Origin of the sequence: Curtobacterium sp. YC1, assembly GCF_016267665.1 — a bacterium.
Lineage (GTDB): Bacteria > Actinomycetota > Actinomycetes > Actinomycetales > Microbacteriaceae > Curtobacterium.
The window spans coordinates 2,844,821-2,856,518 of sequence record NZ_CP066341.1 but is presented as its reverse complement, the minus strand read 5'-3'; the positions used below and the strand labels follow the sequence as shown (position 1 = coordinate 2,856,518).

12 protein-coding genes and 1 tRNA gene are annotated in these 11,698 nt (G+C 72.1%); 7 read left to right on the top strand and 6 right to left on the bottom strand.

Annotated elements, in window-relative coordinates:
• The first annotated feature begins 387 nt into the window (after positions 1 to 387).
• Positions 388 to 975, top strand: coding sequence for a CDP-alcohol phosphatidyltransferase family protein (locus I8920_RS13435; RefSeq protein WP_198656803.1), 588 nt, complete (start codon positions 388 to 390; stop codon positions 973 to 975).
• Positions 976 to 1,133: 158 nt separating this feature from the next.
• Here the strand turns inward: I8920_RS13435 and mscL are convergent, their stop codons facing one another.
• The 3 genes from mscL to I8920_RS13420 all read right to left on the bottom strand — a co-directional run bounded on the left by mscL (position 1,134) and on the right by I8920_RS13420 (position 2,595).
• Positions 1,134 to 1,634 carry a large conductance mechanosensitive channel protein MscL gene (gene mscL / locus I8920_RS13430; protein WP_198656802.1) on the bottom strand — a complete coding sequence of 167 codons (501 nt, stop codon included), beginning with the start codon at positions 1,632 to 1,634 and terminating at the stop codon, positions 1,134 to 1,136.
• 75 nt (positions 1,635 to 1,709) lie between these two features.
• On the bottom strand, positions 1,710 to 2,009 hold the full coding sequence (locus tag I8920_RS13425; protein ID WP_198656801.1) for an FmdB family zinc ribbon protein: 300 nt from the start codon (positions 2,007 to 2,009) through the stop codon (positions 1,710 to 1,712).
• A 1-nt stretch (position 2,010) separates the two neighbouring features.
• Entirely contained in the window at positions 2,011 to 2,595 is a 585-nt protein-coding gene (locus tag I8920_RS13420; RefSeq protein WP_198656800.1) for a 5-formyltetrahydrofolate cyclo-ligase, read from the bottom strand.
• Between the two features lie 113 nt (positions 2,596 to 2,708).
• Here I8920_RS13420 and galU point away from each other — a divergent pair, with 113 nt between their 5' ends.
• From galU to I8920_RS13395, 5 genes are all read left to right on the top strand, one after another.
• Positions 2,709 to 3,599, top strand: coding sequence for a UTP--glucose-1-phosphate uridylyltransferase GalU (galU, locus tag I8920_RS13415; RefSeq protein ID WP_198656799.1), 891 nt, complete (start codon positions 2,709 to 2,711; stop codon positions 3,597 to 3,599).
• A gap of 87 nt (positions 3,600 to 3,686) precedes the next feature.
• Positions 3,687 to 4,346, top strand: a complete 660-nt coding sequence (locus I8920_RS13410) for a GNAT family N-acetyltransferase (protein ID WP_198656798.1) — start codon at positions 3,687 to 3,689, stop codon at positions 4,344 to 4,346.
• Between the two features lie 99 nt (positions 4,347 to 4,445).
• Positions 4,446 to 5,540, top strand: coding sequence for a hypothetical protein (locus tag I8920_RS13405; protein WP_198656797.1), 1,095 nt, complete (start codon positions 4,446 to 4,448; stop codon positions 5,538 to 5,540).
• 72 nt (positions 5,541 to 5,612) lie between these two features.
• A tRNA-Ala gene (locus I8920_RS13400) sits at positions 5,613 to 5,688 on the top strand.
• 239 nt (positions 5,689 to 5,927) lie between these two features.
• A complete protein-coding gene (locus I8920_RS13395; RefSeq protein WP_198656796.1) occupies positions 5,928 to 6,755 on the top strand; it encodes a hypothetical protein in 828 nt (275 codons plus the stop codon).
• A 73-nt stretch (positions 6,756 to 6,828) separates the two neighbouring features.
• Here the strand turns inward: I8920_RS13395 and I8920_RS13390 are convergent, their stop codons facing one another.
• A complete protein-coding gene (locus I8920_RS13390; protein WP_198656795.1) occupies positions 6,829 to 7,212 on the bottom strand; it encodes a hypothetical protein in 384 nt (127 codons plus the stop codon).
• Between the two features lie 121 nt (positions 7,213 to 7,333).
• Here I8920_RS13390 and I8920_RS13385 point away from each other — a divergent pair, with 121 nt between their 5' ends.
• Positions 7,334 to 8,374 carry an amidase domain-containing protein gene (locus I8920_RS13385; RefSeq protein WP_198656794.1) on the top strand — a complete coding sequence of 347 codons (1,041 nt, stop codon included), beginning with the start codon at positions 7,334 to 7,336 and terminating at the stop codon, positions 8,372 to 8,374.
• 68 nt (positions 8,375 to 8,442) lie between these two features.
• Here the strand turns inward: I8920_RS13385 and I8920_RS13380 are convergent, their stop codons facing one another.
• Positions 8,443 to 9,672: a hypothetical protein gene (locus I8920_RS13380; RefSeq protein ID WP_198656793.1), complete on the bottom strand. Its 1,230-nt coding sequence runs from the start codon at positions 9,670 to 9,672 to the stop codon at positions 8,443 to 8,445.
• Between the two features lie 125 nt (positions 9,673 to 9,797).
• The gene (locus tag I8920_RS13375) at positions 9,798 to 11,660 is read right to left on the bottom strand and encodes a glycoside hydrolase family 2 TIM barrel-domain containing protein (RefSeq protein ID WP_198656792.1); all 1,863 of its coding nucleotides are present in this window, start codon (positions 11,658 to 11,660) and stop codon (positions 9,798 to 9,800) included.
• Positions 11,661 to 11,698: the final 38 nt, after the last annotated feature.

Below are 11,698 nucleotides of genomic sequence, written 5' to 3'. Positions count from 1 at the left end.
TCGGCCCCGCACGCCGGTGACCACGCAGGATCTCGATCCCCGCGTGCCCGTCATCGGCCCCGCACGCCGGTGACGGCCCGGCCGAGCCGCCGGGCCTCGCGGCCCGCCGGTCCGGTGACGCCGGAGACCGACCAGCTGGTGGGGTCGTGGACGCGGGCCGACGACGGGTCGTCAGCCGCGCCTCCCGTTCGCCCCACCGCTGACGGGGGCGAGACGGACACCCCGTCGGGAGGCCCGGTGCGGCGCCGCAGGCGTGTCACGACCCAGCCGGTGGCGGGCTACGACCCGGCACCGCCGCCGGAACCGGCGCGGCACCGCGACGGCGAGAACGACGACCAGCTCCGGCGCGACGTCCCCCCGCACTGGTAACCGGTAGCCTGACCCCTGATGACTGACACCGCGCGGCAGCGCCCCGACTGGCAGACCTGGCCGAACCTGATCTCGCTGATCCGGCTGCTGCTGATCCCGGTGTTCGTGTGGCTCGTCGTCGCCGGCCACCCGGGCTGGGCGCTCGTGACGCTCGTCGTCATCGGCGTGAGCGACTGGGCGGACGGCTTCATCGCACGCCGGTTCGACCAAGGGTCGAAGCTCGGCAAGGCGATCGACCCCGTGGCGGACCGCCTGGCGATCATCGCGACCGTGCTGTCCCTGGTGCTCGTCGGGCTGCTGCCCTGGTGGGTCGTCGCCGTCGTGGTGCTGGTCGACCTGGTGCTCGTGGTCCTGTCGAGCGTGCTGTTCCACGGCAACCCGGACCTCGACGTCACGTGGACGGGCAAGATCCGCTCGGCCCTGCTGTTCGTCGGGCTGCCGGTGCTGCTGTTCTCGGCGGTGCACACCGTCGACGAGAACGCGCCGTGGGTCCGGGTCGTGGCCCTGGTGTTCGTGTACCTCGGCACCGTGGGGCACGTGCTCGCGGGGGTGCAGTACGCGGCGGCGATGTTCGCGAAGCGCCGCGCCGCCCCCGTCGCGCGCTGACGCTGGCGGCGCTGGCGCCCCTGTCGCTGCCGCCTCTGCCGCCGGCTGCGGTCGGTGGCACATGATCGCGCCCCCGAACGGGCATCGCGCCCCGGAGAGTCGGGGCGCGATGCCCGTGGCGGGGCGCGATCACGGCGCCGTCGCCGGGGACGACGCGGCTAGAGCTTCGTCGAGCCGCCGATGCCGGGGCCCTCGGGCGCGGTCGACGGGGCGATGTGCGCACCCGTACCGGTCCCCGTGCTGCCGGCGGTCTGCGGCCGGAGCAGGTCGCGGATCTCGAGCAGCACCTCGACGTCGGTGGGCGGGACGTCCTGCGGGGTCTGCTGCTCGTCGTTCTTGACCTGCTCGAACGCCGCCTTCTTCAGGTGGTTGACGGGCACGACGAGCGCGAAGTACACGACGGCCGCGACGATGACGAAGTTCAGCACGGCACCGATGATCGCGCCGAACAGGATCTCGGCGTTCCCGCCGGACACCGTGGGGATCTTGACGATCAGGGCCCGGTCCAGGCTCGACGCGTTGAACACGGCGCCGATGAGCGGGTTGATCAGCGCGTTGACGATCGTGGTGACGATCGCGGTGAACGCCGCACCGATGACGACGGCGACCGCCAGATCGATGACGTTGCCGCGGAGCAGGAACTCCTTGAAGCCCTTCATGCAGGGACTCCTTCCGGGTCGAGGACGGCCGCCGGGTGGCGACGCGCCCAACCTATCCGGGGAGCGCAGCCCTCGTCAGGACGCTGCGGGCTTCGGCGTGCTCGGCTTCGACTCGGTCTTCGCGGGCGTCGACGCAGACGACTTCGTGTCGGACGGGGATGCCGAAGCGGACGACGACGAGCTCTCGGTCTTCGGCGTCGCGCGGGAGTCGGTGCGGTAGAAGCCGCCGCCGTTGAACGTCACGCCGACGGGGGAGAACACCTTCCGCAGCGCGCCGCCGCACACCGGGCACTCCGTCAGGGTGGCGTCGGAGAACGACTGCTTGATGTCGAACGCGTTGTCGCACTCGGTGCAACGGTACGAGTAGGTGGGCACGTCAGCTCCGGAACGTGATGATGCGTGACGGCGTGATGATGCCGTCGACGGGTTCGTCGTGGGGTTCGCGCGGGACCTCGTCGAGGTACTCCGCGTCGAAGATCACAGCATAGACGGGCGGCCGGTTCGCCATGGACCCGAGGGTCTTGTCGTAGTAGCCGCGGCCCCAGCCCATCCGCACGCCGTCGTGTCCGACCGCCGCGGCGGGGGTCAGGATGGCGTCGACACCGTTGATCGCCAGGGGGGACAGCACCTCGCCGACGACCTCGGGCAGGCCGAGCAGGCTCTCCGTCTCCGAGGCTCCGTCGCCGACCGCCCAGTCCAGCAGTCCGTCCTCGCGGGTGATCGGCAGCAGGACACGGATGCCCCGCTCGAACGCCCAGTTCAGGAACGGCCGCACGTTCGGTTCGTCCGACGCTGACAGGTACAGCGCGATCGACTCGACCTGCCGCTCCTCGGCGAAGCGCTGCAGGGTCTCGGTGAGCGCGAGCGTGTCCGCGTCGCGTTCGGTCGTGGTCCGGGTGCGCCGCCGCTGCCGGAGTTCGGCTCGCAGGGCGCGCTTCTCGTTCCCGAGATCGGCGGTCATGCGCAGGAGTCTACCGAGGCTCGCATTGCGGCTTCCCGCCGGGAACCGCGCCGAACGCGTGTCCCCAGGAGCGATGACATGCCCTGGAAAGGGGGATCGGATACGGTCTGAGCATGGGCTTCCAGATTTCGAAGGCGGTGATCCCGGCCGCTGGCCTGGGCACCCGCTTCCTCCCCGCGACCAAGGCGATGCCGAAGGAGATGCTCCCCGTCGTCGACAAGCCGGCCATCCAGTACGTGGTGGAAGAGGCAGTCGGTGCCGGGCTCACCGACGTGCTGATGATCACCGGGCGCAACAAGAACGCGCTCGAGAACCACTTCGACCACGTGTCGGAACTCGAGGAGACCCTCAAGAAGAAGGGCGACCACGAGAAGCTGCAGAAGGTGAACCAGTCCACGGACCTCGCCGACATGCACTACGTGCGCCAGGGCGACCCGCTCGGCCTCGGTCACGCCGTGCTCCGCGCCAAGATGCACGTCGGCCGCGAGCCGTTCGCCGTGCTCCTCGGTGACGACATCATCGACGCCCGCGACCCGCTGCTCCAGCGCATGATCGAGGTCCAGGGCGAGAAGAACGCGACCATCGTGGCCCTGCTCGAGGTCCCCGAGTCGCAGACCCACCTGTACGGCATCGCCACGGTCGAGCAGACCGACACCGACGACGTCGTGAAGATCACCGGTCTCGTCGAGAAGCCGGCGCAGGGCGAGGCGCCCTCGAACCTGGCCATCATCGGCCGGTACGTCATCCGTCCCGAGGTCTTCGACGTCCTCGAGAAGCAGGAGCCGGGCAAGGGCGGCGAGATCCAGCTGACCGACGCGCTCATGAAGATGGCGAGCGCCGAGGAGTGGACCGGCGGCGTGTACGGCGTCGTCTTCCGTGGACGCCGGTACGACACCGGTGACAAGCTGGACTACATCAAGGCGATCGTGCAGCTCGCCTCGGACCGCGACGACCTCGGCCCCGACCTCAAGTCGTGGCTCAAGGAGTTCAACGCGGGCGAATAGTCGGCCATCCCGCTCGGGTCCGGTGCACCCGGACCCGAGCGGGACTCCCCGCCCCGCACAGCGGCGGGACCCCGGAGGAAGCAAGCGATGACGACGATCCCGACCCTGTCCCACGGGCGGGTCACCATCCGCCCCCTCCGGCTCCGCGACACCCGCGACCTCGACGCGGCGCTCGCGACCAACCGCTCGTGGCTCCGCACCTGGGAGGCCACGAACCCCTCCGGGCACGCCTCCACCGACGTCCGCGGCAGCATCCGCGCGCTCCAGGCCAACGCCCGCGCGGGTCTCGGTCTGCCGTTCGCGATGGAGCTCGACGGCCGCTTCGTCGGCCAGCTCAACGTCTCCGGCATCACCTACGGCTCACTCGCGAGCGCGTCCATCGGCTACTGGGTGGTCGAGGGCGCCGCCGGGCACAACGTCACCCCGATCTCGGTCGCCCTCGCCGTCGACCACTGCTTCCGGTCGCTCGGCGTGCACCGGATCGAGATCTGCATCCGACCCGAGAACGCCCCGAGCCTGCGCGTCGTCGAGAAGCTCGGCTTCCGGTACGAGGGGCTGCGCCGCCGGTACATCCACATCAACGGCGACTGGCGCGACCACTTCTGCTTCGCCCTCGTCGCCGAGGAGGTCCGCGAGGGCGTGCTCGACCGCTGGGTGCAGGGCCGCGTACCGCCCGGGGTCGGTTCGGTCCCGCGCAGTGCGCGTGGCGAGGCGTCGCTGCCGATCCACACGACACCGCGGCTCTGACGGGAGGCCCGGGGCACGTCCCACGGATTCCGCCGCGACACGCGCAACACGCGTCCGGCAATCACGCGACAGGGAAGTGCCCGCCCCTACCGTGTTCGCATGGCAGGTATCGGCTCGTGGGGTGGCGGCATCGTCCTGCTCGTCGCGGCCGTGCTCTGGCTCGTCTACCTGATGCCGTCGTGGGCCGCCCGTCGCCAGTACCTCGCCACCGAGCGGAACGCGATCCGGTTGCAGCAGACCCTGCGGATCCTCGCGCAGACGGCCGAGCTGCCCGACGAGGTCCGCGTCGAGCTCAACGCGAAGTCCCTGGCCGAGGCGCAGCGCGTCGCCCGGTCCGAAGAGGCGAAGCGCACCGCGATCGTCCGCGCGCACGAGGCCGCTCGCCAGCGGGAGATCACCCGTCGCCTCGCCGAGCAGGCGCCCGTGCTCGAGCGGGCGTCCTCGGTACCCGCACTGACCGCGATGCGGATGCGCCGGTCCCGGCTCGGAGCGACCCTGTTCGGCACCCTCGGTGTCGTCGTCGCGCTCGTCACCTTCGTCGTGGCACCGTCGCTCTGGCTCATCGGCGTCGCGGGCCTGGTCGCCGCGGGGGGATCCGCAGCGGTCCTCGCGCAGCTGCACCAGGTGGCGACGGCGCGGAAGCAGCGGATCGCGGCGTCCGAGGCGGGCGCGAGCCGCGCCTCCCGGCCGACGACCACCTGGACGGATCCGGCCCCGCCGCTCTCCACCGACCAGCCCGCCGCGCCGACGGCGGACCGCACCTGGACGCCGAACCGCGTGCCGAAGCCTCTGTACGTCGAGCGCCCCACGGCACCGGCTGCCTCGCCGGAGTCGTCCGCCGAGCTCGCCGCCCGTCTGAAGGAGCGCGTCGCCGCCGCCAAGGCCGAGGCCGAGGCCGAAGCGGCAGCCATCCGTGCGGGGGAGTCCGACCCGTCGCTGGCACGCGTGTCACGGATGCGGCCCGAGCTCGAGGAGGCCGCCGCGTCGCTGTCCGCGCACGACCAGGGGCGTCTGGCCGAGCGGCTCGGGCTCAGGGCTCCGGCGGCGCCGACCGCCGCCGCCCCCGCTGCTCCCGCTCCCGCCGACGAGCCCGCCGCTCCGCCGAGCAAGTGGGCCGGCATGGGTGTCCTCGACGACGACGCGTACCAGCAGGCCGACCTCGACGCGATCATGCGGCGTCGTCGCGCGGTCTGACCACGGCACGCCCGACGGCCCCCGGGCGATTTCGGATCGGCGGACCGGGGGTGCTAGTGTGGTCGAGCACTTGGGGCTATGGCGCAGTTGGTAGCGCGTCTCGTTCGCAATGAGAAGGTCAGGGGTTCGAATCCCCTTAGCTCCACCAGGTGGCAACCACGAGAACGGCCCGGAACCGACAGGTTCCGGGCCGTTCCGTCGTTGCGGGGTCGATCCGGGCCGTTCCGTACCGTTGTGGTCGGGCACCGTCCTGCACAGGCAGCCGGTGGTGGGTCGTTCGACACAGGCTCGCGGGCGAGGGGGTGTGGTGCAGCGCGCATCACCCTAGACTCCCCGTGCGCGGCCGAGGGCCGCCGACCCGTACCGGGTCCGTCCAGGGGGGAAAGCATGCACCGTCTCACTCGTCTCGTCGCGACGCTCGCGGCCGCCGTCGTCGTCGCAGCGGGGGTCGTCGTGGCCGGCCCGACGTCGACCGCCTCGGCAGCGGTCACGCCGCTCGGCGTCGACATCTCTTGGCCGCAGTGCGACAGCCAGGTACCGACCGGCCAGGCCTTCGCGATCGTCGGCGTGAACGGCTCGCTCGGCAACCAGACGAACCGGTGTCTCGACGACCAGCTCGCCTGGGCGGCGCAGTCCGTCGGGGGGTCCACCCAGCCGAAGACCCAGCTGTACGTGCTGTTCGCAAACCCGGGCCTGAAGGCGTCGGTCTGGCCCACGTCGAACCGCTACGAGGGCACGACGCCCACCAACCCGTTCGGCAAGTGCGTGACGAAGGGCGGCAAGAAGCAGGTCTCCCTGCCGTGCTCGTTCATGTACGGCTACGCACGCGGGTACGACGACGTGCAGAGCCGTGGCGTCTCGAACCCGTCCGCGTACCGCTGGTGGCTCGACGTCGAGATCGGCCTGTCGTACCAGCGCGACACCGCTCAGAACCGGGCGGCGATGCAGGGCATGATCGTCGGGCTCAAGACGGCCGGCGTGAAGCGGATCGGCCTCTACTCGACCACTTCGCAGTGGAAGACCATCGCGGGCACGGTCAAGTCGAACAGCCCGCTCTACGGCCGCTCGAACTGGATCGCGCTCGGCAGGAGCACCGTCACGAAGGCACGCAAGGCCTGCTCCGGCACCCCGCTGCCCGGCGGCACGATCGCCATGGTGCAGGTCGAGGTGCCCTACGGCTCCGGCACCATCGACCGGAACGTCTCGTGCTCCTGAGCTGACCACCAGACGGCGAGCGGGCCCGGCACCGGACGGTGCCGGGCCCGCTCTTCGTCTGCAGGGCGGTCGCTCAGCCCGGGATGCTGTCGGTCAGCACCCCGGCGCGGGCGAACGTGGCGTGCACGGCGTTGGCGGCCTGCTCGAACGCCCGGTTGCCCCTGGTCGCGCCGAGTGCGCCGCCCATCACCACCGACCTGCCGGAGCCGCGCAGCAGCCGGGCGACCGTGCGGCCGTCCGGGGTGACCATGATCTGCACGTCGAGCCGGGTGTGGAACGTGCGGTCGTTCGCGAGACCGCCCAGGAGCAGCGTCAGGCCGAAGCTGCCCCGCGTCGCGCGGAGTGCCCCCTGCTCGGCGTCGTCGACCGTGTAGCCCTCTCGGACGAGGGCGTCGCGCGCCTGGGCGCGGGCGGTCCCGGGGTCGGTGGCGACGAAGAAGTCGTGGCTCTCGGGCATGGTGTGCTGATCCTCTCGGGGCGGTCCGGCCCGGTCGGGCTCGGGGACGGGAGCGATCCGCCCCCGGACGACGATCATGCCCTGTGGGAGGGACGGCGGCGTCGCATACGCTGGTCGTGTCATGACTGCCTCGATGAACCGCCGTGCCCTCCTGTCCCTCGCCGGCGTCGCCGGGATCGGCCTCGCCGTCGCGGCGTGCTCGTCCGGGGGCGACGACCGCAGCACCGGTCGCAAGGGTGCGGGCGGGGGGACGGACCCGCAGGCCACCCCGACGGCGGAGCCCGTGGCGAAGGCCCTCAGCCCGGCGCAGGTCCCGCTGGCCGGTGGCGTCACGGTCACCGTGACGGGTGCGGGGCTCGCCGCGGTCAAGGGCGTCACCGTCGGCGGCGTCGCCGCACGCGACGTGCAGGCCACCGCGTCGAAGGTGACCTTCACGGCCCCGCACCAGGCGATGTACACCGCGGGCGACGCCGAGGTCGCACTGTTCACCTCGGCGATCGAACCGACCCCATCGGCGAACCAGTCCTCCGACGGCAACGGCAGCGCCGCGAACGACGGTCAGACCGGCGCGACGCAGGACACGGCGACGGCCACACCCACGCCGACCGCCGCCCCGGCACCGGCCGCGGGCGACGCCGTCGCGACGACGAGCCTGGCGTACGCGGCGCTGACCGACGTCGACCGGCAGCTCGCCTACGCGATGCGGTACTGGAAGGACTACAACCTCGCCGAGTACGGCACCATGAACCCGATCGGCGGGGACTGCGCGAACTACGTCAGCCAGACCCTCATCGCCCGCGGGTGGGAGCAGCGGTCCGACTGGTACAACCGGGCAGCCGGGGCCGAGCACAGCGCGACGTGGACCTACTGCCCGACGATGGACCCTTGGCTCGCGGACAACGCGGCCGAGTTCGGGCTCACCCGGCGGTCGTCGGACGAGCGCGACAAGGTCAAGGTCGGTGACATCGTGTTCTTCGACTGGAACGCGAACGGTTCACCGGACCACACCACGATCGTGTCCGAGGTCTTCACCGAGCCCGACGGCACCATCCGCATCAAGTCGGCGAGCCACAACCAGGACGGCCCGTACCGGGACCTCGACGAGATGATCACGGTGCAGCACCCGGGCGGCTCGGCCTGGTTCCACACCTTCGACGCGTAGCGCAGCCCCGACGCCCCGGCACCCCGACGACGTCCCGGCTCGCCGCGCCCCGATCGCGCAGACCCGGCTCAGGGGTACCCGAGGAACCAGAGCAGCACGATCGCCACCGGCTGCAGGCACACGCCGACGACCGACCACGTCACGGCTCGGCGCCGCGTGCCGACGAACGGGTCCGACCCGAGCAGCGGCGCCATCGGCATGAGCAGCCGCGGCAGCGACTGCTGCGGCAGGAACACCGCGACCAGGTACAGCCCGTACGACGCCGTGAACGCGAGCACGTCCGTCCCCAGCGCCCGCACGCCCCGACGCGTCCAGAACCACACCGCGCCGGCCAGCACGGCGAGCACCAGCACGACGCCGAGCGGTCCGAGCCAGGTCGACGCCATCGTGAACCACGGGGTCAACGGCGCGAAGTGCTGACGGCCGACGAACCCCACCCACCACGACAGCTCGGTCTCCAGGTAGGCGTCCGGCCGTCCGGTCACCGTCGATGCGACGACCGGCCACGCGAGCCCCGCCGCCGCCACGACGAGCCCCGAGACCACGATCACCACGCGCTCTCGCCACGGGAAGACCTCGACGCTCCGCCCCGAGCGCTGGGCCTCGACCCACCGCACGACCAGGTGCACGGCGAGCGCGAGCGCCAGGGCCAGCACCCCCGGTTTCGTGAAGGCCGCGACGATGCCGAGCGGGGCGATCCACCAGTACCGCCGCCGCACCAGGGCGAGCAGCGCGCCGAAGAGCAGCGCGAGCAGCAGGCTCTCGGCGTAGGCGACCTGCAGCAGGAACCCGGTCGGGGCGAACGCGAACAGCACGGTCGCCCACCGCGCCCGACGTGGTGACCCGACGGCGAGCACGAGTCGGTACAGCAGCACGCAGGCCACCGCGCCGGCGATCGAGGCGACGACCACCCCGGCGACCCAGAACGACGCACCCGTCAGCGTCATGACGACCCGCACCACCGCGGGGAACACCGGCAGGAACGCCCACGCGTTCGGCTGCACGTGTCCCGCGTCGTCGGTCGGCAGCGTGCCCGGGTAGCCGTGCTCGGCGATGGCCCGGTAGAACGACGCGTCCCACGAACCCGAGAAGGTGAAGAACGACGGGTCCTGGCGGTGCGAGGCGAAGGTCCAGCCGTTCGCCGTCGCGAGCAGGTACACCGCTGCCAGCAGCGCGGTGCTCAGCATCCGCGAGGCCGCCCAGATGACCAGGGGCGCGGTCCACGCGCTGCGGGGTCCGGTCAGCACCCGCCCGACCCCCGCCCTGGAGGCCCGGGTCGCTCCCGCCACGCTCGTCACCCGCCCGATCCTCCCAGACCACGGCCCCCGCTCGCGCACGCGGGCGCGCTCGGATGACCAGCAGCGGTGGTCGGGTCCGTCTGCCGGACCCGACCACCGCCGCGGACGGAGGGCGGGCCTCCCGGCTAGTGCCCCGTGACCGCGCGACGGATCTGCTCGATCGGCACCTTCGGGCTGCGGTCGGCGTTGAGCAGGCCGTTCGTCTCCTGCATGGTGTCGGTGAGCTGCGTCCAGCAGGAGCCCGCCAGGAACGAGCTCGCCCGGACGGCGTCGTACAGCGCGGTGATGCGCGCGACCCAGTCGTCGCCGTCCGTCGCCGAGGTGTACCCCCAGCCGTCCTCGCGCTGCGCACCCGGCTGGTAGTTCACGCCGCCGAACTCGGTGAGCATGACCGGCTGCCCCAGGTCCTGCGCGCCGCCGACGAGCACCCAGCGCCCGGCCGGACCGAAGCGTTCGAACAGGGCGGTGCGCGCCGCCGCGTCGGCGTAGGTGCGGGCGAGGGCCGGGCCGGCGCCCTCGTAGTCGTGGATCGTGACGATGTCGGAGTTCGTGTGCTCCCAGCCGTCGTTCGAGATGACCGGACGCGTCGGGTCGATCGCCCGCGTGACGTCGGCGAGCGCGCGGGCGTAGGCCTGCTGCGCCGGGTCCGTGGCGATGTGCTGCACCCCCCAGCTCTCGTTGACCGGCACCCAGGTGACGATCGACGGGTGCGAGGCGTCCCGCTCCACGGCGTCCATCCACTCGCGCACCAGGCGCTGGACCGCACGGGGCGAGAACGCGTAGGCACCGGGGGCCTCGCCCCACACCATCAGGCCGAGCCGGTCGGCCCAGTACAGGAAGCGCGGGTCCTCGATCTTCTGGTGGTTGCGGGCGGCGTTGAAGCCGAGCTCCTTGATGAGCTCGACCTCGCGGCGCAAGGCCTCGCGCGACGGTGCGGCGATGTGCGACTCCGGCCAGTAGCCCTGGTTCAGGACGCTGCGGACGTCGTGCGGGCGACCGTTGAGCAGGAAGGCACCGCCGTCGACGCCGACCGTGCGGATGCCGAAGTAGCTCGCCACCGCGTCGACGGCGGCCGACCCGGCGCGGGGGAGGAGCGTGACGGTGGTGTCGACCAGGCGGGGCGTCTCGGGCGTCCAGTGCAGTTCGTCCTCGGCCTGCCCGTTCGTCTGGCGCGCGATCGGCACCACGACGTCGAACTCGTCGCCGGTCTCGCCCAGCGTGGTCTCGACCGTGGCGAGGTGCTCGTCGCGGTCGTCCCAGCGGGCCTCGACCCGCAGGCGCTCGCCGCCGGTGCGGACGCCGTCGACCCGGACGGTCAGTCGCATCGTCGCGTGGTCGACGTTCGTCCACCGCAGGGACGCGATCGACGCGGTCGGCACGGCCTCGAGCCACACCGTCTGCCAGATCCCCGTCGTCCGGCGGTACCAGATGGCGTGCGGGTCCTCGTGCCAGTCCTGCTTGCCGCGGGGCTGGGTCAGGTCGTGCGGGTCGTCCTCGGCCCGGACCACGAGCGTGTGCACGGCGTCGGGGTCGGTGGCGAGCACCTCGGTCACGTCGAACGAGAACGGGGTGTGACCGCCCTCGTGCTCGCCGACGAACTGCCCGTCCACCCAGACCCGGGCGCGGTGGTCGACGGCTCCGAAGTGCAGGACGAGTCGCGGGGCCCCCTCGCCGAAGCCGGCGGCGTCCAGCTCGGCCCGCGTGACGGCACGGGAGTACCAGACGACGGGGTGGAAGCCGGGCTCGTCGATGCCCGACGCGGTGGACTCGGGCGGGAACGGCACCACGATGTCGCGCGCGTCGGGGAAGCCCGTGCGCCAGGCCACGTCGTCGCCGTCGTTGCGGAACGACCACGTGCCGTCGAGGTCGGCCCAGGCCGAGCGGAGCATCTGCGGCCGGGGGTGGGTGCCGTCCTGCCGTGAGGCGAGGGGGAGGGCCGGAGCGGAAGCGGAGTCAGGTGCGGCCACGGTGCCGTCGAGCGTGCTCATGCCCCCATGCTCGCGTGCTGGTACATCGTTGTAAAGAG

What these genes read in the sequence shown, in the direction of transcription:
- I8920_RS13435 (WP_198656803.1), top strand. Translation starts at nt 388, where the DNA reads ATGACTGACACCGCGCGGCAGCGCCCCGACTGGCAGACCTGGCCGAAC.
- mscL (WP_198656802.1), bottom strand. Translation starts at nt 1,634, where the DNA reads ATGAAGGGCTTCAAGGAGTTCCTGCTCCGCGGCAACGTCATCGATCTG.
- I8920_RS13420 (WP_198656800.1), bottom strand. Translation starts at nt 2,595, where the DNA reads ATGACCGCCGATCTCGGGAACGAGAAGCGCGCCCTGCGAGCCGAACTC.
- galU (WP_198656799.1), top strand. Translation starts at nt 2,709, where the DNA reads ATGGGCTTCCAGATTTCGAAGGCGGTGATCCCGGCCGCTGGCCTGGGC.
- I8920_RS13410 (WP_198656798.1), top strand. Translation starts at nt 3,687, where the DNA reads ATGACGACGATCCCGACCCTGTCCCACGGGCGGGTCACCATCCGCCCC.
- I8920_RS13405 (WP_198656797.1), top strand. Translation starts at nt 4,446, where the DNA reads ATGGCAGGTATCGGCTCGTGGGGTGGCGGCATCGTCCTGCTCGTCGCG.
- I8920_RS13395 (WP_198656796.1), top strand. Translation starts at nt 5,928, where the DNA reads ATGCACCGTCTCACTCGTCTCGTCGCGACGCTCGCGGCCGCCGTCGTC.
- I8920_RS13390 (WP_198656795.1), bottom strand. Translation starts at nt 7,212, where the DNA reads ATGCCCGAGAGCCACGACTTCTTCGTCGCCACCGACCCCGGGACCGCC.
- I8920_RS13385 (WP_198656794.1), top strand. Translation starts at nt 7,334, where the DNA reads ATGACTGCCTCGATGAACCGCCGTGCCCTCCTGTCCCTCGCCGGCGTC.
- I8920_RS13375 (WP_198656792.1), bottom strand. Translation starts at nt 11,660, where the DNA reads ATGAGCACGCTCGACGGCACCGTGGCCGCACCTGACTCCGCTTCCGCT.